Source organism: Nitrospira sp. Vd2 (assembly GCF_979581665.1).
The window spans coordinates 70,354-92,473 of the sequence record NZ_CEFZSK010000005.1 but is presented as its reverse complement, the minus strand read 5'-3'; the positions used below and the strand labels follow the sequence as shown (position 1 = coordinate 92,473).

Here is a 22,120-nt window from a genome sequence, read left to right as displayed (position 1 = left end):
ACTTACGGTTCGGCGATGGTGCACGGGATCATGATCGCATCTTTCATCCCGTGGATGATCTTCTTGTCAATCGGGCAGACCGTCGCGAGAATGCCGCCGAGCTGCGCTTCGCCGTCGGCCACGAAATAGTAGGGAGACAATCGCGTACGTCCCAGCATCGGCACGACCGCGTCCTGAGACGCGTCATAGTACGAGCGCTCGACCTGTCGCCCTTTGTGAAATCGCTGCAGCACATAGGGCGTCGCCGGAAACGACGCAAGCGCCCGCTCGATCGTCTCGGCCCATTCTCGCTGAGGGAGGTCGTGGCCGATCGAGACGCCCCGGCTGCCCCAGGCCAACTCGGAGAAACCCGACGGCTTGATGACGAAGCGCCGGTCCTTTTGCGTGCCTTCCGCCAACTGATGCCAGTCGGCGACCGGCTGCCCGCCGACCTCGAGCCCCGGGATGATCGCCATCGGCGGAACCGGCCGCGGATCGAGAATCCAGGTCTGTGGTACCAGGCTCTTGAGATGCGCACTGGTCTCCTCGCCCAATTCGCGATCCCAGAACGGTGCAAGCCTCGGGTGGTGGAGCAGGGCAAACGCGAGCTTTTCTTCCAACGCCGGCTTGAACGGTGGGGTGACCACCACCTGCTCCTTCTTCGCGCTGTACATGATCAACTCGGACTTCGGTACGTTTTTGAGATCGAAGAGTTCGAAGAAGCGATAGAGGACGGCAATGTGGTGCTCCGTTCCACCATCGGTCAGCCGCAGACCGTCTTCCGTAAAGCGGACGTCGCGCGGGCTGACACAGTACGCATCAATCCCAAGGCCCCGAAGCCTGCCGGCAAGCCACGTCATTTCCGGACGGTAGTCTTTGGCTTCTTCAGACACGACGATGGCAAGGACGCCGCCCCGACCGCCGGCGGCACTCCGAATCATTTGTGCAAACCCGTCGACCATCCCATCTCGCCGGCCGACGATGCTGTCATCCGGCGCGGTGTCGGCATACGTCTCCGCCAGGCAGGCCGTCAATCCAATCCCGCCGGGGACGGAATCGAGCTCGGTGATTTTCAACCCGTCCTCGGTCAATAGGATATCCGGACGGATCACCAGCGGGATCGCGTCCCGATGGCGCTTCATTCGGCTATACGTAATCAATGCTTCGGGCTTGCCTTGGTCGAGATAGCCGGCGACCCAGCTCGGCTGTGCGCCGCGCGCGCTTTCGACATACAGGGTGTTCAAGGCACGGTAGAACGCGAGCAGGTGCTGGCCCAATCGTTCGAACACGGCGACGTCGGAAGCGGAGAGGGGAAACGGAGCGGTGCCGACTCGCCAGTGCGTGGGATTGCTGTCGTCGCTCGTTTCCACGCGCTCGCCGGTCATCGGATCGTGAAACAGGCCGGCCTTCGTCACGGCCTCCTGGACAGCACGAGCACGGTCGCGAGGGGGCAGAGCAGGAGTCGGGGTCGGTCCCTTATGCGCCAGTCCCACCACGCTCCTCGACTTCAGCATGGATGCTGCATCGGCTCACAGCGTCTGGGTCCGTGGAAAAGGGGACATCCGGATGGTTCGCGGGATTATGATTCGTGCGGCCACTCGTGAAGATAAGTGATCGTAGCATGGCGTGTCCGGGCGAGACAAGAGGACGGAAACGGCGGCGCGGGCCCTCCGACGACTCTTTGTTCACGCCGCTGCTCGGCGTATCATGATGGGATCATGACTTTCGAAGACCGTTCTCCGTTGATCCGCATTGAACCGCTCGCGCAGTACGTCCCAACGTCGGCCTGTCTTGCCTGCGACGTCTGCTGCCGGTTCCCCGCCCGCGACAGTCCGTTGCGCCCGTATTTTACCGGGGAGGAGATGGCTCGCGCCTCTCGCCTGGGGCTTGATGCCGGCTTATTTCCCGATCCAAGGGGCAGCCGGATTCGCGCTGTGCCGAATCCAACTGGGCCTGGGTACATCTGTCCGGCCTTCGATCCCCACACGTCGCGTTGCCGGATCTACGACGCACGACCGCTCGATTGTCAGCTCTACCCGCTCGCCCTCATGTGGGCCGCGGATCACAGCGAAGTCGTCCTTGGGTGGGATACCAAGTGCCCGTTCGTGTCACAGCGGGGCGCGGGCGCGGGGGCCGGTCATGACACGATCGAATCGTATGCGGAGGAGATCACTCGTCGTCTGGAAGACGAGAAGATGATCGACATCATCGCGGACCATCCCGACTTGGTCGGTCGGTACCAGGATGATGTAATCGTTCTGCGTGACGTGCCGCGTGTGTCCCGTCGGCTGCGGGAGCGCCTAGGGCTCCCGACGTTGATGCCGTTACGGGTCGACGATCATACAAGATTTGAAACGGCCTTCTCCGAGATCGACACGCCCCTCGCGGCCTACGCCTTACCGCCGCACCTGATGTGGGGATCCTCGTTCAATTACCGCTGGGCGGAGTTGACCGGACGGCTGTGCCTGTTCGCTTCGTATCGGGACGGCATCTTCATGCCGCTTCCGCCGTTAGGCAAGAGCCTCTCACCCGAAGCCGTCGCACAGGCATTTAAAGTCATGCGGCGGTTGAATCAAGGCTCGGGCGTCACCCGGATCGAGAATATTCCCGAGGAATGGACAGCGGACTTCGAGGCCTTGGGTTACCGAGTGACGCCAAAGGACCCGGACTACCTGTATGACGCGAAGGCGATCGCCGAGTTGCGCGGTGATCGATACAAGTCACAGCGGGCCGCCTATAACCGATTCCTCCGGAGCTGTCAGCCGCGCTACGAGGCGCTTCGTGAAGAGGATCGTGAGGCGTGTCGTACGCTGCTTGCGCGCTGGATTCGCCAAAAGGAAGCGCAGGCGCTCGACCCAGTGGGGCAGCAGATGCTGCGAGACACGACCGCGGCGCATGAGGAATTGCTCGCCCGATGGCCTACGCTGAAGCTCATGGCGCGAGCGGTCTGGCTCGACGGCTCGCTGGTCGCGTACACGTTCGGCTATCGTCGATCGCCACAGGTCTTTTGCGTGCTGGCCGAAGTGGCGGATCGTTCCTTTGACGGGCTGCCTACGTTCATCTTCCGGCGATTGTGCCAGGAGGCGCACGCAGCCGGCGCGAGCCTGATCAACACGCTGGATGACTCCGGCCTGACCTCGCTCCAACAATCCAAACAGCAGTATCGCCCACTCCGACTCATTCCGAGCTATATCGCGACGGAAGCGACGAGCGGTTAAATCGTCTTTGGTCGCGTGACTCACGTCGGCCGGCCGGATGGACGAACGAACTCACTGATCCCGCCCGCTGCCTTTCTTTGACTGTCTCCGAGGAACGGAGTACTATCGCCTTTGCCTTAGACTCTTTCACGCTCAGGACGCCACGATGGCTCACACGCCGTCTTCGCCCGCCATCAGCTCCCGCGAACTCCGGCGCCCGTATTTCAGACTCCCGATCCTGATCGTCGCGATGACCGTCGTCGCCATCGTGATGGGGACGCTCGTCCTCTACTACGTCGAAGAGCGGCTCATCGCCGGGGCAGGTCAGAACCTCACGCTCGCGGCTGCCGAAATCATGGATAAACTCGATCGCCTCTTGTTCGAGCGTTACGGGGATGTCTCGATGATGGCGCGGGCCTTCAGTCTGCGAATGCAGGATCGCGCCTATCTCGATTCATTTCTTACATGGATGAAAGACGCCTATGCCCCGGTCTATGTCTGGCTAGGGGTGACGGACGCCAACGGGATCGTCATTGCCTCGACCGATCCGTCAATGCTCGGCCGCAATTGGTCCCAGCAGACCTGGTTCAAGGCCGCCCGGGAGAGCCGACGCGTGCACACAGGGGATGTGGGGGCGTATGAAGCGGTCGGCGGGGTGGAAGCCGTGGCGTTCACCGCGCCGATCGTTGCCGCCGACGGCCGCTTCTTGGGCGTGGTGACGACCCGTCTCGGGACGCCGATGCTCGAAGACGTCTTGACCCATACGATCCACGCGCTCGAAGGCCGAGCCAAGGTGCTGGATCACGTCGAGTACCAGTTCATGACCCGGTCGGGGCAGGTCTTCATCGACTCGGACCTCGCGCATAAAGGGCACGTCAATCTGAAGACGATGGGGCTGCGCTCGGCCGTCCTCACTGACTCCGATGAGCCCGGCTATGTCGAGGAAGAGCATATGCGCCGGCATCTACCGGTCGTGACGGGCTATGCACGCACGAAGGGCTACGGTGAGTTTCAGGGCCTTGGATGGTCAGTGCTGATTCGCATCGACCGAAGCGCGATCCTTGGGCCCGTGCGACTGGTATTACTGAACATCGGCATCGCCGGGGCGGCCGTCTGGACGCCCATGTTCATCGCGCTGCTCTGGGCGACCGGGCGCCTCCAGCGCGAATGGGCGCAGACGCAGCAGGAAACGGCTCGGGCGTTGGCGGCGGAGGCGGCCCGGCGGCAAAGCGAGGAGCGCAGCCGGATGATCGTCGATACGGCGCTCGACGGCGTGATCATGATGGACGCGGAGGGCCGTATCCTGGAATGGAATGCCCAGGCCGAGGCGATGTTCGGGTGGTCCCGCGAGGAGATTCTCGGCCAGCGCGTCTCGGATACCATCATCCCGGTCCGCTATCGCGAGGCCCATGAAGCGGGGCTGCGTCGGTTTCTCGAGACGGGGCAAGGGCCGGTCCTGAACCGCAGGCTGGAAATGACGGCCTGCCACCGTGACGGACATGAATTTCCCGTTGAATTTTCCATCTCGCCGGCACGCATCAATCACACGTATACGTTCAGCGGCTTTGTCCGCGACGTGACGCACCGGAAACGCGCGGAGCTGCAGCTGCGCGAGAATGAGGAGCGCTACCGGTCGGTCGTCGGTGCGTTGGAAGAAGGCGTTGTGCTCGTCGACGCCAAAGGTCAGATGCAAGCGTGCAATGCGAGTGCAGAACGGATCCTCGGGCTCTCCGCCGACGAGCTGCTCCGCCGGAATCTGGACGATCCGCGCTGGGAGCTGATTCACGAAGATGGGACGCCGTTCTCCTATGCAAGCTGGCCGATGATCGTCACGCTCACAACGGGGCAGCCGTGCTCCAACGTCATCATGGGCGTCCGTACGCCGGCCCAGACGGTCAAGTGGATTTCAGTCAATGCCCGGCCGCTGATGCGCGAGCCGGACCCCCTGCCGTACGCCGTGGTCGTCTCCTTTACCGACATTACGGATCAGAAGCGCGCCGAGCAACGCTTGCGGGTGCAGCACGCGATGAACCGTGTGCTGGCCGAGGCGACGACGTTGAAGGAAGCCGCGGCCGTGATCCTCGAGACGATTTGCGAGCCCCTCGGATGGAATTTGGGCAACCTGTGGATCGTTGACCGACAGGCAAACGTCTTGCGCTGCATGGACAGTTGGGCGTCCCCGACTGCCGATGTGTCGCTGTTTCAGCAGGCCAGTCGGCAGCGGACGTTTCTGCGGGGCGTGGGTCTGCCGGGGCGGGTGTGGGAAACGGGCCGGCCGGCGTGGATCACCGACATCGTCCACGACGCGAATTTCCCCCGGGTGCCGATGGCCTGTACGGTCGGGTTGCACGGTGTGGCGGCCTTTCCGATTCTCGTCGCCGGCCACGTCGAGGGCGTGCTGGAGTTTTTCAGCCGGGATATCCGACAACCGGATGAGCACATTCTGGCGCTCATGGCGACGATCAGCAGTCAGGTGGGGCATCTCATCGAACGACGGCAATTGGAAGAGCAACTCCGGCAATCGCAAAAAATGGAGGCAATCGGCCGCTTGGCGGGCGGCATTGCGCACGATTTCAACAATCTCCTCACCGTCATTTCCGGCTACAGCCAGGTCGCGCTGGAGTCGTTGAAGAAGGACGATCCATTGCGCGCCGAGATCGAAGAGATCAAGCAGGCCGGCGACCGTGCCGCGGCCCTCACCAGCCAACTGCTGGCCTTCAGTCGGCGCCAGGTCATCCAGCCGAAGTTGGTCGACCTCAACGTCACGTTGGTGAATTTGGAGAAAATGCTGCAGCGCCTCATCGGCGAGGACGTGAACCTCGTGGTGACGCTCGCGCCATCACTCGGCCGAATTCACATCGACCCGGGTCAGCTCGAACAGGTCATCATGAATCTGGCCGTCAACGCGCGCGATGCGATGCCGAAGGGCGGCAAGCTGATCATCGAGACGCGCAGCGTCTGCTTCACGGCGATATCGCCGGGTCGACCGTTGACCCTTGAGCCGGGCGAGTACGTGGAACTGGTCGTCTCCGATACCGGCTCCGGCATGGATGAGTACACGCGGTCGCATATGTTCGAGCCCTTCTTCACCACGAAGGAGCATGGCAAGGGGACGGGGCTCGGGCTCTCGACCGTCTACGGCATCGTGAAGCAGAGCGGGGCTGAAATCGTGGTCGATTCGGAACCCGGCCTCGGCACCACCATCACGGTCTATTTCCCCCGAGCCGGGGAAGAGGAAGCCGTCACTCAGCCCGTCACGCCAGAGCGCAATCTGGGGCTGGGGCACGAGACCCTGCTGCTCGTCGAAGATGAGCCGGCCATTCGGGCCTTGGCGGCCGAGGTGCTCCGCCAGCAAGGCTACAAGGTGCTCGAGGCTCGGCACGGTCTTGAAGCGCTGCTGACCGGCAGTCAGTATCTGGGACCGATCCATCTGCTCGTCACCGACGTCATCATGCCGCAGATGAGCGGCAGTGAAGTGGCTGAACGCCTGATGCACGAACGGCCTCATCTCAAGGTCCTCTACATGTCCGGCTACACCGATGATACGATCGTGCATCATGGGGTGCTGCAGGACGGCACCGCGTTTCTCCAAAAGCCGTTTACCCCTCATATGCTGGTTCGCAAAGTGCGCGAAGTCCTCGACGGGCGCTAACGACGCGTCCACGCCCTGCCTCCTACAACGCCGCACTCGATGCATCCGACCGACCTCCCCCTCCGTAATGTGGTAAGAGGATGGTTGCTGAACAGTCAAACCAAGGAGGATGCGATGAAGCGCGTATTGCACGTTGTCACGGCCATGGCGTTCGGGGTCCTGATCAGCGGCGCGGCCGCCTGGGCCGACATGGGTGCGGCTGCCGTGCCGTTAAAGGCCGCAGCCGGGTCGAAGGGCGAGACGCATAACACCGAGGGCATCGAGCATTTCAAGCAGGGCCATTGGGATAAAGCGAAGACGCATTTCATGGAAGCGGCGAAGGCCGATCCGCAGTCGGCCGAGGCGCATTACAATCTCGCCCTGGCGCTCGACAAGGCAGGCGATCACAAAGCCGCGACCGAGCATTTCAAGAAAGCCCAGGAACTTGGTCAGGGCAATCCCGAGATCCAAGACTCGCCGATTCTCAAAGCGCACCTGAAGATGATGAAGTGACAGTGCCGAGTGCTGCGTCCTGAGTGGAGGATCATCAAATTCTTCGCTCAGGACCGCGCTCCTGGTGCAAGCTTGCTATTTGCCGGTAGTTTGCGCTATTCGTGACGCATGGAGTCATCGGTCAAAGGCCGCGAACTGGACGTCGAGCACTACCGCGTCCGGGAAGAGCCGTTCTATGCCGAGGTCAACGGCGAGATCCAGCTCTTTACGACCGCGGCCGAGAACCGCATGCCGGTCATGCTCAAAGGGCCGACGGGTTGCGGGAAAACCCGGTTCGTGCAGCACATGGCCTATCGGCTCAATCGCCCGCTCATCACGGTCGCGTGCCATGAGGATCTCACGGCCTCGGATCTCGTCGGCCGTTACCTCTTGAAAGGCGAGGAGACCGTCTGGATCGACGGCCCGCTGACGCTCGGGGCCAAGCACGGCGCAATCGTGTACCTGGACGAGATCGTCGAGGCGCGGAAAGATACCACCGTCATCATCCATCCGCTGACCGACGACCGCCGGCTGTTGCCCCTGGAAAAAAAGGGCCAGGTGCTCCAAGCGGTCGACGACTTCATGCTCGTCATCTCGTACAACCCCGGCTATCAAAGCGTGCTCAAGGACCTGAAGCAGAGCACCAAGCAGCGCTTCATGGCGATCGAGTTCGGCTACCCGCCGCGCGAGCTGGAAGCTCGGATCATCGAGCGCGAAGCGGGCGTGAGTCCCGAGATCGCGCAACGGCTGGTGCGCCTCGCCGAGAAGGTCAGGAACCTTCGCAACCATGGCTTGGAAGAGGGCGTGAGCACCCGCCTCTTGATCTATGCCGGCGAATTGATCGTGAAAGGCATTGCCCCGGTCCTCGCCTGCGATGCAGCCGTCGCACGGCCCATTACCGACGACCGGGACATGCAACGGAGTATCCAGGAGTTTGCCAAAGCGATCTTCGGATAATCCGGTTTCTTCGGCCCCATCCGCGCCGATCCTCGACACACCCGACGGCGCTCTCCTCACCCTTCATATCCAACCCAATGCACGCCGGACCGAATACGTGGGCATTCACGGCGATGCGCTCAAAGTCAAGGTCGCCGCGCCGCCCGTGGAAGGCGCCGCCAATGACACGCTCCGGCGATTCTTGAGTGAGTGCTGCCACGTGTCGCTGAAGGCCATTGAGATTCAGACCGGCGCGGCCGGCCGGCGCAAACGCGTGCTGATCCGCGGCGTCTCCGCCGCCGAGATCGAAGGTCTGTTCATGTTGTCATGAGGGATAGGCCGATGAGGAGAATCGTGATACCGGCCGTGCTCATGCTAGGCGGATCACTCGCTGCGTGTGCCGGGCCGAAGCCGATCTTGTATCCGAACGGGCACTATCAGGCCGTTGGCCCGGAGATCGCGAAACAGGACATTGCCGAGTGTCGGGAAGTCGCCGAAGCGGCGGGCGCGCGTCCCACCGAGGGCCGAGCCGGGCGGGTGGCCGGCAGTACCGCCGTCGGGGCAGGGGTTGGAGCGGCCGGTGGCGCGGTCGGCGGGGCAGTCGTCGGCGCGGCAGGCCGTGGCTCCGCCGTCGGCGCCGCGAGCGGTGCGACGATCGGCCTCTTGCGCGGCCTCTTCACGCGGCCAAGACCAGGTCAGGCGTACATGAACGTGGTCGATCGATGTTTGAAAGAGAAGGGGTATGAGCCGATGGGATGGGAGTGATGAGGTGGCAGCGGAGGCCGGCTCCGTGCGCGCAGACCGCGCACGATCAGAATGTGCTCGGTCCATGCGCGCAGTAGAGCCGGACCTCCGCCGCCACCTCATGGGAGGGAAAAGGTGAAAAGATGCTCGCGCAGTGAAGGGCGATCAGCCTGCCCCCTCGGTGGTTGGAATGATGGAAAGCGAATTGAGCTAAATAGGAAGAGCGGGCTGGGCCACGGGCGAGGGGCTGTGCTCGCGCAACGCGCGGCCTCAGAAGGCCCTCGTTCGACGCGCGCAGTGGCTCTCGCCCATGACCCAGCCCGCAAGATAGAGATAAAGAAGATAACAGAGCCGACCGCGTACGATCAGAATGTGCTTGCACGGGAAGAGGCGCGTCCAACGGGGAAAGAGCCCGTCTTGGCGGGCTCGGGCCTGGGCGGGTGGAAAAGATGCGCCGGGGCGGGCGGGGTGAAAACAGACGCGCGCAGTGGCTTCGACCCTGAGTCAGCGCGCAAATAAAAGGGACAACTGGTGTCCTTATCCACGAAGCGGAAACTTCTTTAGTATTGCATTACACCCCTCAATCATTGAGGGCAAATAGGAGGAATCAATATGGACGTGAAATCGATGCTCTTCCGTCAAGTTGTCGGCCGTCATTTGTATTTTTAGATCGATATGGCCGAGGGTATCGGCTTTCTTAATAAGAGTAACCTTGAGATTCGGCTCTATACACAGAAGTTGTGCCTGCTCCTGCTCGCTAGAATCTAACTCCTTCAGTTGCTTTGTAAAGGCAGAGAGTTCGGTTAGGTGTATTATCGGCCCTTGCACGGTTGCCTTTGATTCTGCTGTTGCACAATGAGCTGTTACCCGGAGCCAATTTCCGTCCCAGTAATCATGTTCGTGTTCAAATTCTCTTCCATGGACCCATATCTGCAGTGGGCCGATTGTGACGTCAGGAACGCCTAGTCGCTCGATTAAGTTCATTTGAGTCGGCTGAGCTCTACAGCAGAAAGCACCCCGGAAAGTCGGCGAGCAGGCATTGCATTCTAAGCGAGAGTCGTTCCAGCCGGCGGATGTCTTCGGAGCTCGCTTTCGTTGGGTCGAGCTTCTTCAGCCAGTCGGCATCGCTCTTTAGTTTCCACAGTGAGACGGCCGACGTGTTCGGGATCATCGTGTCCTCGTTCGCGGCGGCCACTGTCAAGGGACGGAAAGCGGCGACTTCGTCGGTGAATTCGATGTGCGTGGGATCGAAGGTGTAGCGTTGGCGGTCCTGGTCGAGTTCGTGAAGAAGGTCCTGGAGCCATTGCACCGTGGTCGCCATGCGTTCGTAGTAGAGCGTGTCGGGGAGATCGGTCGGGCGATGGTAGCGCGGGGTGCGGCCCGCCGAGAGGAAGAGAAACGGCACGGAGGCGTTGCGAAAGGCATCGTAGTCGCTGAAGGGGACGCGGCCGACCAGCGGAATCTCCTCGACGAGATGCAGGCCGAGCGGCACGACGGACAGCAAGCCACTGGTCTGACCCGTTCCGGGTGATGAGGCCCGCATCCCCATCTCTTTGATGCGCCGATACAACTCGGGACTCATCTCCGCGCCGGTGGCGAACAGGCTGTGCTGGATCGGTGCCCAGTGCACGCCGCCCATCAAGTCCATGATGATCACGGCGCGGAAGTTCGTCGGCCGACTGATTTCCAGGCGGCAGATGATCCACGAAGTACTGCGAGCCCATCTGCGGCGTCCGGATGTAGGGCGCCTCCTCGGTATTGAAGGCGGCGAAGACGATCGGGTGATGGCGGAGCGGGCCGAGCGTGCGGGCAGTTTCGAGCAGAATGCCGACCGCCGAGGCGTTGTCGTCTGCACCGAGATATGTCGGCCCCAAATGATCGAAATGCGCGCCGATCAAGATCCATTGATCAATCGCCTCGCCTGACGGCCGACGCACGCCGAGGATATTGTCACCAAGCTGGGGTGAGACGGTCTGTCGGTAGCCGTTGAGCGAGGCGAGCGGCTCGAGCCCGAGCTGCTCAAACGCGCGGACGATGTAGTCGGCCGCTTGCCGATTGCCCTCGGTCCCGGGCTTGCGCCCGCCCAGCTGGGGACTGGCCAAATAGTCGACGTGCGATTTCAGCCGAGCGGCCGTCTCGCTCGTGATCTTTAAGGAGCGGGCATCAATCGGATGCATGGTGTATGAGCGAGGGAACGGCGAGGCGACGAGGCCCAACGCGAGGGCCGCGAGGAGGCCGGCAGTGAGAAGGACGATCCGGCGCTTCAACGCTTTGTGGAGCCTGACGCCTCTTCTGGAGTGTCGGCGTGGGCGCGATGGCGCAGGGCTCGGCCTTTGCCCGGTGTGGGATCGGTGACGAGGCCGTACACTTCGCGCCCCTCGTGGTTCTCCGGCAGATATTCGGTAATCGGCAGACCGTCCGGGCGAACGAATAGGAGACAGTGACAATACTTGTAGATCTGCATCTCATCGCACGCGCAGATCCACCGGCGTAGCTTCGCTTCCGCCTGCTTGTCCTGATAAAAGTTGCAGGGGCAGAGCGGCTTTCCCAATTCGTCGACGTGGCTCGCCAATCCTTTGACCACGGCCTCCGTCACCGCGGGATTGGGATGGAAGGTGGTGCCGCTCTTCTCCGCGAACCCCTTCACGAACTTCCACATCTTCTCGAGACTCTCTTGACTCGGCGCGCCCATGCCTCGAAGCCCTAGTGCTGAGTGCTGAGTAGTGAGTGCTGAGTGAAAATCAAATTGAGGCTGAACATCGGAAACAGGGTTGAATGACTATACTGCCACCATGCCGTGTTATCTCGGCACGTTCATCTTTCAAGAACCTAGTTCGTTAACTCAGCACTCAGCACTCGACGCTCAGCACTATTTCAGCTAGCTTCTCCACCGCAGCGTCACCGGCTCCTTGAGCGGATGCTCCAGCGGGCCGCCGTGCTGCTTGGCGGCCAGGTGAGCCGCTTTCAATTTGAAGTACCACTTGGCCGGTGTATCGGCGTCATCCAGCAGCATCATCGGCGGCGAGTGCTTCAAGCCGATCGCCTGCTGTTCCATCGCGCGCTTGTCCTGATTGAGAAAGGTCCGAGCGAACACCCGAAACAGCGCCCCCGCGAACGGCACCCAGCGAAAACAGTTCCATGCCGCGCAAAAATCAATCCGGCACTCCTGCTCGGTCAGCGGTGTGACCGTCGCGCGTGTCGACACCCACCGATCGCCCGCCTGCACGAATTCGTGACGCAGGTTGGGAAGCACAAAATCGATCGTCGTCGTGATCTCCACACGCGAGAGGCCGAGAAGTTTATACGGCCCGCTGTTCTTCGACGGCGCGTGCGCCTTCATGCGAAAGCCGTTCGGGATCGGCTCGAATGTCTTGGCTTTCTCATGGATGCTCTTACGTGTGCGCCACCACGAGCTGTGATGCACGAACGGGCCGTGCGCCGGGTCCATCAGCCCGACGATGCCGTTGTCGATCGTGCAGCTCAGTGTCGTCCAAATATGGAACAACCGGTAGCGGTCCGACAGCACCGGCAGGCGCGGCACGTCCGGAAGCTTCTCCGTCGGGTTCTGCGGATCGGGCATGTAAACCCAGATGTAGCCGTCCTGCTCCGCGCACGGGTACGTCATGACCCCGATCTTCTCTGGCGTGATCGGCGAGCCGTCGATCAGCGACGGAATGACACGGCACGTGCCGGCCAGGTCGAACTGCCAGCCATGGTAGGCGCATTCGACCCGCTCACCGTCGAAGCACCCAAACGAGAGCGGCATCGCCCGGTGCGGACAAATATCGTGGAGCGCGGCTACCCGGCCGTCTCGACCACGGCAGAGAAGTAACGGCTGACCCAGGAGGGTCTGTGCCTTCATCTTCCCCGGGCCAATGTCACCCGACAGCAGCGCGGGATACCAGAAGCCCGTCAGCGGAGCCGCTTGCGCGCGTTTGACCTCAGTCGCCATGAGCGCGCCCAGAGTAGTGCATCGACGCCGGAGGGGTCAAGGAAGGAAATGAGCCGAGCGGGGAATCGCCCGATGTTACTGCGAGTAGTGCGGCGCGTCGTAGAGGACCGAGAGGTCGGCCACGTCAGGCGCATCGAGCGGGGCCGGGTCGGTGACCGTCACCAACCCGCTGTTGAGCACGAGTTGGACGTCACAGTGCTTGAGGGTCGAGAGCCGGTGGGCGATCAGAAAGGTGGTCCGGTTTGCCATCAAGCCTTCCATCGCGGAGACGATCAGAGCCTCGGTCCGCACGTCGAGCGCGCTGGTCGGCTCATCGAGAATCAGAATCGGGGCATCCTTCAAAAACGCCCGCGCCAGCGAGAGGCGCTGCCGCTCGCCGCCGGAGAGCCGCACGCCCCGCTCGCCGATCATGGTGTCGTATCCCAGCGGGAGACGGATGATGAATTCGTGCGCGTGCGCCGCTTGTGCGGCTGCGACGATCTCATCGAAGGAGGCGTCGGGTCGGCTATAGGCGATGTTTTGCGCGATGGTAGTCGAAAACAGGTAGGGGTCCTGGTGGACGATCGCGAATTGGCGTCGGAGGTCGCCCAGGTTATAGTCTCGGAGGTCGATTCCATCGAGCAGAATACGTCCCGAGGTCGGCAGATACATGCGTGTCAGGAGGCTCATCAACGTGCTCTTGCCTCCGCCGGTCCGCCCCACCACGCCGACCCGCATCCCCGGGGTGACGGTAAACGAGGCATCGGCGAGCACCGGTCGGGTGCCGTCGTACGAGAAGGACACGCGGTCAAAGGTCACGGCTCCGAGCGCGCGGGGCAGTGGTCGCCCGCCGGGGCAGTCCATCACCTCGGGTTGGCGATCCAGTAACGCCAAGCAGCGCTCGACGCTCGCGAAGGACGACTGCAACTCCGCGGCTTTTTTCGTCGCGGTGTCGAGCGGCGCATAGATTTGACCGAGATATGCCATGACCATCAGGAGCTCGCCGATGGTCAGCACGCCGGCCTGCACGTGTTGCACGCCGATGAACAGCACGGCCGCGGTCCCCAGTGCCATGATCATGCTCGTGAAAAAATCGAAGCGGCTCCCGAGCCCCGCGAGCCGGAGGTAGCCGCTGGTGCACCGCCACGCCCGCTCGCGGAAACGCCGGCTTTCCTCCGCCTCGGTATGGAATGTTTTGACGAGTCGGTACGATCCGAGGACTTCCTGCACGAGGCTGATGTTCCTCGATTCGATTGCCTTGACCTCGGCCCATTCTCGTCGAAGCCGGCGACTGTAGTGCCGCGTGAGGAGGAGGAGCGGCGGCGTGACGACGATCGCAACGAGTGCCAGTTGCCAGTCGATCAACACGGTCGCATAGACGGTCCCCGTGAACATGAAACAGGCATTGAGGCAGGGGATGATGCAATCAATGGGAATGTGCTTGATGGAGGGCGCATCGTGATAGACGCGGTACAGCGTTTCGGTCGTGCAGGTCGTGTCGTGGTACGAGAGGGGAAGGCGCTGCGCGTGCGCGAAGAGATCGCTCCGGAAGCGGAGAATCAGCCGCTCGCCCGTATGCGCCGAGAGCAGCCAGAGGGCGAGGCCGCGGGAGTGGGAGAGGGCCGCCAGGACGACATAGAGTACGACCGCGACGGACACGAGGATCAATGGCCGACGAACGGCCTGGTCGCCGAGGAGCGCGGGGACCACCGTATCCAAAATAGGGGGAAGCGGTTGCGCGCCCAGGCCGCTGTCGATCGCGACTTTTAATGGAATCGGCATCAACAAGGCGAGGGGAACTGACAGCAAGCTCAAGCAGAAGACGCCGAACAACCGCAACCAGAAGGGTCGGAGATACTGAAAGAGTCGCGCGTAGAGGCAGGACGACGATGAGGACGTATGAACGACGGCCAACGACAAAGGAATTAAAAAACGCTTTACGCAAACAATAGTAGGAGAAAAGGTAATTGTCAAATAGGCCGCACGCTTACAACTGAAATACGTATCAGCACGCTTCGGCTCCGCCCTATCCTGTCGTCCTTGCCTTTCAGGCAGACTTCCGGCGGGCGACTCACTCCAGTGGTCCGGCCTTCCTGGTAGTCCGTATCTCCGCCATCGACCACCCGAATCACAGCCGGCACCATTTACAAAGCGCGGAACGCTTCTTTACAATTCACAACTTCTCCAACAGACAGGATTTTTGATGACGGATGTGATGTCGACACCCGATGAGTCACTGCGCCGTGCGCTGATCGCCCGGCTCTCCTCCGGTAATCCCGCCGAAGAGGCTGAGCTGTTGGTCGCCGACCTCCTTCGGCATGGAAGCCGAGTTGCGGCCGGCATCGTGTCGCTGCTGGACGAACTCGAGGATGTCTCGCGCAAGGTTTTGTCGGCGGCTGTGACGGGTCTCTCCGAACTTCGCCGCCGTGAGCTGCTTGCGGTCGCGCTGCCGTGGCTGGATCTGGGCATCGCCATGGCCGGAGCATCGGGCGCCACCGCACTGAAGTATCTTCAGGAAAGCCCAATTTCGTTGGCCCTCCTCGCGACCGATGCCGACCGTGAACGAGTGTTGCAACAGGCGTTGGAATTGGCGGAGCGGGACGCCAATATCGCGCTCGAATGGGTTCGCCAGGCGGCCGGTCTGTTGTCGGCAGTGCCGTCCGCCGAGATTCCGCACTGGGTCGAGATCGGCCTGGAGGTGGCTTCGCTTGACTATGTCGTGGGTGTGGAATTTTTCCGCCAGAGCGCCTCGATCGCTGAGATAGTTCCTGCCGCCGATGTCCGTGCCTGGATCGCCTTTGGGATGAAGCTGATCCGACCCAACTCGCTTGGCAAGACCGACTATGTCGGGACGCTCGAGTTTTTCCGCAGCAGCCCCCGGATTTTGAGCACGATTCCGAGCCCACTCATCCGCAAGCAGGTCATCGCTTTCGGGTCGGTGTTGGCGGACCGAGATCCTGCGATCGCGATTCGATTTCTGGCCGACAGCGCTGTGATTCTCGACCGCCTGCCTTCCGACGACTGGCGTACCCGTGTGCTGACGTACGGCATGTTGGTAGCCGACCGGGATGCGGACGCCGCCTCGCAATACATCCGGCACGCGTCGGATGTCGTGTTGCAGGCCGGAGAGGCTGCGTCGAGCGCGTTTGACCTGTGGTATCGCGGCGGCATGGACATATTGGAGTTCAGCATCGAGGGCGGCCGGGCCTACTTCGCGATGGAAACGCGCAACGCGCTCGCGGCGGTCGAGGAGGTGGCCCATCGCGTGCGCCTGCCGGAGGTCGCCCGAACGCTCAAGCTGTTCGCCGAGGGGTTGTGTGGCTACGACATCCTCATCCGCGCCTTGCCGGACGCTGGGAACGGGACAGTTGCTCAGGCGCGCCCGGTGGTGGCAGCCGATCGGCGGACGTTCAGTCTCCCGGCCGCGGTCACTCGGTATGCCGACCGCGAGCAGAATCTTCGCTGGTACCTGGCGATGGTCACGCACGAGGCGGGCCATCTCCAATTCGGCACCTACGACACGAACTTCCAATTGCTCCATGACGTCGTCGAAGACGTCCGATCTCGTTACGTCGACCCTGATCACATCGGCACGCTGGCAGACCTTTTCCAGGCCTATCCGCAGCCGGCCCTCATCCGTGACCTCTGGACGATTCTGGAGGATGCGCGCGTCGAGCATCGGCTCCAACTCGAGTACCCTGGTCTGGCGAAGTCGCTTGCCGAATTGGCGCGAGAAGCAGTGACGACGCGTTCGTTGACCCATGGCATGACGGTCAAGGAAATGGTCGTCGATTGCCTGCTGTTGCTGACGACCTCGGAGCCGGCCACCGTCCGGATTCCCGACGTCCTTGAGCCGATTATGACCCGGGCGTGGGACCTCGTCCGGCCGGTATTGAGCGCTAATGCGACGTCCGAAGATTCGATACGCGCCGCGCATCGCATCTACCAATTGCTCGACGCCATGGTGGGGCGGGTCGAAACGCCGCCAGAGGGCTCAGCCGCGAATGAGCCGGAGTCGTCGACGACCACCGGGCCGGCTGCCTCTGAACGTGTCGGGAGCTATCGGCCGGTGACGAATTGGACCTATCGCGGGGAGATGAATGCCGAGATGGTGAAAGATCGGAGCCGCCAGACCGGCGAAGAGATTGGCGCGACCAGTGCGGGAGTCGTGTCAGCCGGCGTGACCGAACCGACGGGGGTGTCAACGGAGACCCTGATGGAAGAAAGGGCGCGTCATGAGGTGGACGAACTGGTTCCAAAGTCTGTTCCCACACCGGCGCCGGCCGGCCAGCAAGGGCTTGACCACACCGAGCAGGTAGATGAGCCGAGTCGACAGGAAGGCGCCGTGTTCGTCTATGACGAATGGGACGGCGCCATTCGCGATTATCGGTCGCGATGGTGCCGCGTGATCGAACGAACGACAGCGGAAGCTGACCCGGACTTCGTCGACGCGACCCTGCGCGCGCGCGCCGGTTCGATTCGCCTGCTCCGCCGCTATTTCGAGGCCCTTCGCCCGTCCGGCCTACGCCGAATGTTCGCGCAAATCGACGGGGAGGAACTCGACCTCGATGCTACGATCCGTCGCGTCGTCGACCAAGCGGCAGGACGCGATGGATCGGATCGCGTGTACATCCGTCGCGAGTACCGCGACCGCAGCGTGGCGGTCGCCTTCGTGATCGACCTCAGCGGGTCGACGAGCCGTCGGATCGAGCCCGAGCACCGGCGGATCATCGACGTCGAAAAAGAAGCGTTGATCCTCCTCAGTGAGGCGCTCGAAGCCATTGGGGACCAATACGCGATCTATGGCTACTCAAGTCAAGGGCGCCATGCAGTCGACTTCCACGTGCTGAAGGACTTTGACGAGCGCGTGGCGCGATCGGCGCCCCGCATCGGAGCCGTCCAGCCGCTGCAACAGAATCGCGATGGCGCGGCGATTCGGCACGCCGTGCGCAAGTTGCGCGAGCGCGAGGCGCGGATTCGGCTGCTGGTCCTCATTAGTGATGGGAGGCCGCTGGACGACGGCTACACCGATGAATACGCGCTCGAAGACACCAAGCGAGCCCTGCAGGAGGCTCGGCACGCCGGTGTTCATCCATTTTGCATCACGGTGGATCAGGCCACCGAGCCGTATGTGAAGCGTATGTATGGCGACGTGTCCTACATGGTGATCGATCGTATCGCCGCGCTCCCCGAGCGACTGCCCAGGTTCTATCAATGGCTGACGGCGTAGCATGTGACGATGTCCCAACATACGATTCCGCCTTGGCTCTACAAGTTGTTCACGGGACATCAGTACCCGTACGTCCGCCGGTTGGCGAAGTTTGCCAGGCCGGCCAAGCCCGGCGAGGACCGCCCCGAGCCGACGAAGGAAGAGATCGACGCGAAGTTTTGGGAGGTCTTTCCGCGCTGCTCGGTCAAGGTTCTCGAGGAGGTCAAGGCGGGCATGATCGTCACGTTTCATGACCTCGGTGAATACGCCCCGGGGACGTATCAGGAGTTGATCGACCATCCGGAAGAGTTTCTCGCGCGGACGTACGGTAAGAAGAAGATCAAGGTGAATTTCTACGACGGCGAAAATTTCGTCTGCACGATCAATTTCAAAGTCGGCGGCTGGACGGGACACGAAGAGTCGGGGTAGCGCATCAGCGCGACCTCTGTGCTCGCAGAGCGCGCACGCTCGGAAGGTGCTCGCTCGGGAAGGGGCGCGTCTTGGCGCGCCTGGGGCCGGACGGGTGTAAACAATGCGCGCAGTGGAGGTCGCGCTGATGCCCCACCCCGAGGGGTGGAGGGGAGATTGGAGGGCGTTATGGCACGGCCAAAGATTACGATAGTCGGCGCGGGGAACGTGGGCGCGACGGTCGCGCAGCGGTTGGCGGAGAAGAATTATTACGATGTCGCGCTCGTCGACATCGTCGACGGCGTCCCGCAGGGCAAGGCGCTCGACCTCTCCCAAGCCGGGCCGATTTGCGGGTACGACTCGCATCTCGCCGGGGCCACGAGCTTTGACGTCTCGGATGGCTCCGCCGTCGTCGTCATTACGTCGGGTGTGCCGAGGCGTCCCGGCATGAGCCGCGATGAGCTGTTGACCACGAACGCCACGATCATCCAGGGCGTCGTGAACGAGGTCACGAAGCGGTCGCCGGATGCGATTCTCGTCATGGTGACGAACCCGCTCGATGCGATGGCGTACGTCGCGCACCGGGTCAGCGGCTTTCCGAAGCGGCGCGTGCTCGGGATGGCGGGCGTCCTCGACTCGGCACGGTTCCGCGCGTTCATTGCCGCTGAGCTGAACGTCTCGGTCGAGAACGTGCAGGCCATGGTGCTGGGCGGTCACGGCGATACGATGGTCCCGCTGATCCGCTACACGACGGTGGCCGGCCGTCCGATAGACGAGTGGCTGCCAAAGGAGCGGTTGGACGCCTTGGTGAAGCGGACGCGCGAGGGCGGGGCCGAGATCGTCAATCTCCTGAAATCCGGCAGCGCCTACTACGCCCCTTCGGCCGCCGTCGTCGAGATGGTCGAGGCGATCCTCAAAGACGAGAAGAAGATCCTCCCGTGCGCGGTCCGATGTGACGGCGAGTATGGCATCCAAGGCCTCTTTGTCGGCGTGCCGGTGAAGCTCGGGCGCGGCGGCGCCGAAGAGATCATCGAGTATCGCTTGACGGCCGATGAACGCGCGGCCCTGATGACGTCGGCCGCAGCTGTCAAAGAATTGTGCGAGGCCGTGGACCGCTTGACGGCCGGCACGTGAAGATTTATTGACTTTCCGACTCCGGCTACGCTAGACGTGGCTTAGCAGCGAACTGAAGAAGGTGAAGCAATGAAATTTCTCGAAGATCCGTATCAGACCCTGGGTGCCGGTTTTGCATTGACCGTGGTGTTGGCCATTGTGTGGATTGCGATCGTCGGGATGCCGTCGGGCGGCGGTGCGTGGCTGGAGCAACTGTTCCGGTGGACGCATTTCCTCGCTGGCATCACCTGGATCGGCTTGTTGTATTTCTTCAACCTCATCAACGCGGGGTTTCTCAAGCAACTCGATGCCGGCCAAAAGGGCGTCGTCGTGCCGCGTCTCATGCCGAGCGCCTTGTGGTGGTTTCGTCACGGTGCGACCGTAACGGTGCTCGCGGGCATCATCCTGATCGCGATGCTCCATCCCGTTCCGTCAGGGACGGGCGACATTGCGATCTGGATCGGCGGTCTGCTGGGCATCATCATGATGATCAACGTGCATGCGATCATCTGGCCGTGTCAGCGCGAGATCATCCGGATGACGAAAGAGTCGGCAGAAACCGGCAAGCCGACCCCTCCCGAGATGGCGGCGTTGGGCCGCAAGGCATTGCTCGCCTCCCGCGTGAATTTCATGCTGTCGGTCCCGATGCTCTTCTTCATGGGCGCAGCGAGCCATCTCGCAACGGCCGTGAAGTAGGAAGGAGCAGCGCGAATTCGGCTGCATGAAAAAGCCAAGGGACCTGTCCCTTGGCTTTTTCATTCGAAGTTGGGACTCGGGAGCGGACGCTGTTCAGCCGGCCTTCGACACTGTCTACTCGATCATCGCCGTGGTCCGCCCAACACCGAGGCGTAGGAAGGGAGATGTTCCACGCATTGCGCACGAGGAACAGCTTTCCGGGCTCGGGCTGGGTAAGTATCGTCGGGTCGATGCGGGAGTCCGAGCACGTGATGAAGAGCCGCGGCTCCTGGCCTTGCGAACGCTTGCTGAAAAGTTGTTGCTTCCTCTGAAAGACTTCCGACTGGAACGTCTTGAATCCCTCGGCGAGCTTCTCCATCGGGCCCTCCGTACGGGAGGGACTAAGTGCCTCACCCAGGTGCGCCTTTTACAAGACCGTGGTCAGGCCTGCTGGCAATAGGAACAACGGCGCTACACGAGCCCGGCCGCCCGTCCTTGAGCGAGCAGCATCTCTTTTACGATCCGTTCCGCCTGGAACCAGTCGTCGACCTCGGTTACGGCGCAGCGCTGCAGGTACAATTCGTACGCTTTTTGAGCCACCAGTGAACGGTATTCATCTTCGGTGATGACGACCTGCGGGGTTCGGGCAGCGTTCGTGGCCGTACCGCCGGTATGGGGGACTTTCTCGGCGGTGGACGCCGATGGTCGGGTCTCGGATGTCGATTTCTGCACCGAGCGCGCGGTTGCAGGTTTTCGCGTCGTCTTCCGGGTCTTGCTTTGCTTCGGCTTATCGGTATCTCCGATCGAGTCCGGCATGGCCACTCCTCCTTTGTGTCTGCCCCACTTCACGACCATCGGCCTCTCGGCATCATGGTCCCGCGGTGGCGTGGGGATGTGCTCACCGCGGCGGCGCTTGCGCCGTCCGTCGGTTTCTCCTGTTGAAGCGAGTCAGATGTTGATCCATCGCATCGCCTTGGACGTCGCGCGGTCCACTGTCCTCTGAATAGCGTTCGTCCGGCATTCGAACCAGTAGCATAAGGGCATGGCTGGAAAAATATTTCATTGACCTCGTCGCCTCCTGCGCAATTCTCGGTCTCGGAATAGATGACGGCACTCGAAGAGAGATCGCTCTTCGTCCACCTCGATCTTTCCCAAAAAAAGGGTCCTCACCGCATGGCGGCTGAGGACCGCGTTGTCCGATTCTCTTGGGCTTTCGATGCGCGTGTTGCCCTAAGGACGGCGTTGTCTGCAGGGTTAACAAGTGATCCTTGTACACCGAACGATATTCTTTTTCCATCGAAATCGCATCGAAATCTCCATCCTCGTTTGTACGACCCGACGCGAGCTCCCGTGAGTGCGGTGCATGGCGGGAGAATCAGGAGCAATCGTGGAGGGACGTTGGCGCGGATTCACGCGCTCGCCGCCTTCCGCACGGTTACGCCCGGCGCCAGGCTCAGTTGGGCGCCTTGCCGAAGTATTCACGTCGGCTGACCGCCACATCGGCCACGAACATGACACCGGAGTGTTTGCTGAAGAGCGGCCGGAGGCCGGCGAGGATCGGCTCGACCTTCTCTTCTGGCACGACCGTCATGATCATGACCAAGCTCTCCTGCTCGGCGAACATGAAATGCGCTTCTCGGACGCCGTGGTGCCCCTTGCCCGACACGTTGCCGATGATCGTGTATCCGGTCGCATTCACCTTATCGAACAACTCGGTCACGAACGCGCGATGTTCGCCCGCGACAACGACTCGAATTTCTTTCATGGGATACAATGTCAACGCGCTCATGTACCGACTCCTTTCC

The 22,120-nt window shown here is 62.0% G+C and carries 19 protein-coding genes and 1 pseudogene; 10 read left to right on the top strand and 10 right to left on the bottom strand.

The genetic code is table 11. The features are described 5' to 3' along the window. Positions 1 to 2: 2 nt before the first annotated feature. On the bottom strand, positions 3 to 1,493 hold the full coding sequence (locus AC1U7K_RS03035) for a hypothetical protein (protein WP_480249317.1): 1,491 nt from the start codon (positions 1,491 to 1,493) through the stop codon (positions 3 to 5). Positions 1,494 to 1,697: 204 nt separating this feature from the next. On the opposite strand from AC1U7K_RS03035, the gene AC1U7K_RS03030 reads away from it, so the two are divergent. The 6 genes from AC1U7K_RS03030 (at position 1,698) to AC1U7K_RS03005 (ending at position 9,000) form a co-directional block, all read left to right on the top strand. Next, entirely contained in the window at positions 1,698 to 3,197 is a 1,500-nt protein-coding gene (locus tag AC1U7K_RS03030; protein WP_480249316.1) for a phosphatidylglycerol lysyltransferase domain-containing protein, read from the top strand. 145 nt (positions 3,198 to 3,342) lie between these two features. Continuing rightward, positions 3,343 to 6,828: a PAS domain S-box protein gene (locus tag AC1U7K_RS03025; RefSeq protein WP_480249315.1), complete on the top strand. Its 3,486-nt coding sequence runs from the start codon at positions 3,343 to 3,345 to the stop codon at positions 6,826 to 6,828. Between the two features lie 114 nt (positions 6,829 to 6,942). Further along, positions 6,943 to 7,320 (top strand): tetratricopeptide repeat protein, encoded by a 378-nt coding sequence (locus AC1U7K_RS03020; RefSeq protein WP_480249314.1) that lies wholly within the window; start codon positions 6,943 to 6,945, stop codon positions 7,318 to 7,320. A gap of 108 nt (positions 7,321 to 7,428) precedes the next feature. Next, positions 7,429 to 8,256, top strand: coding sequence for an AAA family ATPase (locus AC1U7K_RS03015; protein ID WP_480249313.1), 828 nt, complete (start codon positions 7,429 to 7,431; stop codon positions 8,254 to 8,256). Next, entirely contained in the window at positions 8,234 to 8,566 is a 333-nt protein-coding gene (locus AC1U7K_RS03010; protein ID WP_480249312.1) for a DUF167 domain-containing protein, read from the top strand. The genes AC1U7K_RS03015 and AC1U7K_RS03010 overlap by 23 nt, the downstream gene beginning before the upstream one ends. Positions 8,567 to 8,577: 11 nt before the next feature. Beyond that, positions 8,578 to 9,000, top strand: coding sequence for a glycine zipper family protein (locus AC1U7K_RS03005; protein WP_480249311.1), 423 nt, complete (start codon positions 8,578 to 8,580; stop codon positions 8,998 to 9,000). Between the two features lie 516 nt (positions 9,001 to 9,516). On the opposite strand, the gene AC1U7K_RS03000 is transcribed toward AC1U7K_RS03005, so the two are convergent. The 6 genes and pseudogenes from AC1U7K_RS03000 to AC1U7K_RS02975 all read right to left on the bottom strand — a co-directional run bounded on the left by AC1U7K_RS03000 (position 9,517) and on the right by AC1U7K_RS02975 (position 14,830). Beyond that, positions 9,517 to 9,963, bottom strand: a complete 447-nt coding sequence (locus AC1U7K_RS03000) for a WapI family immunity protein (RefSeq protein ID WP_480249310.1) — start codon at positions 9,961 to 9,963, stop codon at positions 9,517 to 9,519. A gap of 16 nt (positions 9,964 to 9,979) precedes the next feature. Continuing rightward, on the bottom strand, positions 9,980 to 10,636 hold the full coding sequence (locus tag AC1U7K_RS02995; RefSeq protein WP_480249332.1) for a hypothetical protein: 657 nt from the start codon (positions 10,634 to 10,636) through the stop codon (positions 9,980 to 9,982). 100 nt (positions 10,637 to 10,736) lie between these two features. Next, positions 10,737 to 11,156 (bottom strand): annotated as a pseudogene (locus AC1U7K_RS02990) (M28 family peptidase); the annotation flags it as partial. Positions 11,157 to 11,242: 86 nt separating this feature from the next. After that, a complete protein-coding gene (locus AC1U7K_RS02985; protein ID WP_480249309.1) occupies positions 11,243 to 11,671 on the bottom strand; it encodes a ferredoxin-thioredoxin reductase catalytic domain-containing protein in 429 nt (142 codons plus the stop codon). A gap of 186 nt (positions 11,672 to 11,857) precedes the next feature. After that, positions 11,858 to 12,931 carry a Rieske 2Fe-2S domain-containing protein gene (locus AC1U7K_RS02980; RefSeq protein ID WP_480249308.1) on the bottom strand — a complete coding sequence of 358 codons (1,074 nt, stop codon included), beginning with the start codon at positions 12,929 to 12,931 and terminating at the stop codon, positions 11,858 to 11,860. Between the two features lie 75 nt (positions 12,932 to 13,006). Continuing rightward, positions 13,007 to 14,830: an ABC transporter ATP-binding protein gene (locus AC1U7K_RS02975; protein WP_480249307.1), complete on the bottom strand. Its 1,824-nt coding sequence runs from the start codon at positions 14,828 to 14,830 to the stop codon at positions 13,007 to 13,009. A 283-nt stretch (positions 14,831 to 15,113) separates the two neighbouring features. On the opposite strand from AC1U7K_RS02975, the gene AC1U7K_RS02970 reads away from it, so the two are divergent. From AC1U7K_RS02970 to AC1U7K_RS02955, 4 genes are all read left to right on the top strand, one after another. Next, on the top strand, positions 15,114 to 18,140 hold the full coding sequence (locus AC1U7K_RS02970) for a nitric oxide reductase activation protein NorD (protein ID WP_480249306.1): 3,027 nt from the start codon (positions 15,114 to 15,116) through the stop codon (positions 18,138 to 18,140). 3 nt (positions 18,141 to 18,143) lie between these two features. Further along, the gene (locus AC1U7K_RS02965; RefSeq protein ID WP_480249305.1) at positions 18,144 to 18,548 is read left to right on the top strand and encodes a hypothetical protein; all 405 of its coding nucleotides are present in this window, start codon (positions 18,144 to 18,146) and stop codon (positions 18,546 to 18,548) included. A gap of 168 nt (positions 18,549 to 18,716) precedes the next feature. Continuing rightward, positions 18,717 to 19,661, top strand: coding sequence for a malate dehydrogenase (gene mdh, locus AC1U7K_RS02960; RefSeq protein ID WP_480249304.1), 945 nt, complete (start codon positions 18,717 to 18,719; stop codon positions 19,659 to 19,661). Positions 19,662 to 19,730: 69 nt separating this feature from the next. Beyond that, positions 19,731 to 20,336, top strand: a complete 606-nt coding sequence (locus tag AC1U7K_RS02955; protein WP_480249303.1) for a urate hydroxylase PuuD — start codon at positions 19,731 to 19,733, stop codon at positions 20,334 to 20,336. Here the strand turns inward: AC1U7K_RS02955 and AC1U7K_RS02950 are convergent. The 3 genes from AC1U7K_RS02950 to AC1U7K_RS02940 all read right to left on the bottom strand — a co-directional run bounded on the left by AC1U7K_RS02950 (position 20,296) and on the right by AC1U7K_RS02940 (position 22,104). Further along, positions 20,296 to 20,694: a carbonic anhydrase gene (locus AC1U7K_RS02950; RefSeq protein WP_480249302.1), complete on the bottom strand. Its 399-nt coding sequence runs from the start codon at positions 20,692 to 20,694 to the stop codon at positions 20,296 to 20,298. The two genes, AC1U7K_RS02955 and AC1U7K_RS02950, sit on opposite strands and share 41 nt — an antisense overlap. Before the next feature lie 92 nt (positions 20,695 to 20,786). Beyond that, positions 20,787 to 21,131: a hypothetical protein gene (locus AC1U7K_RS02945; RefSeq protein WP_480249301.1), complete on the bottom strand. Its 345-nt coding sequence runs from the start codon at positions 21,129 to 21,131 to the stop codon at positions 20,787 to 20,789. A gap of 637 nt (positions 21,132 to 21,768) precedes the next feature. After that, the gene (locus tag AC1U7K_RS02940) at positions 21,769 to 22,104 is read right to left on the bottom strand and encodes a DUF190 domain-containing protein (protein WP_480249300.1); all 336 of its coding nucleotides are present in this window, start codon (positions 22,102 to 22,104) and stop codon (positions 21,769 to 21,771) included. Positions 22,105 to 22,120 lie beyond the last annotated feature (16 nt).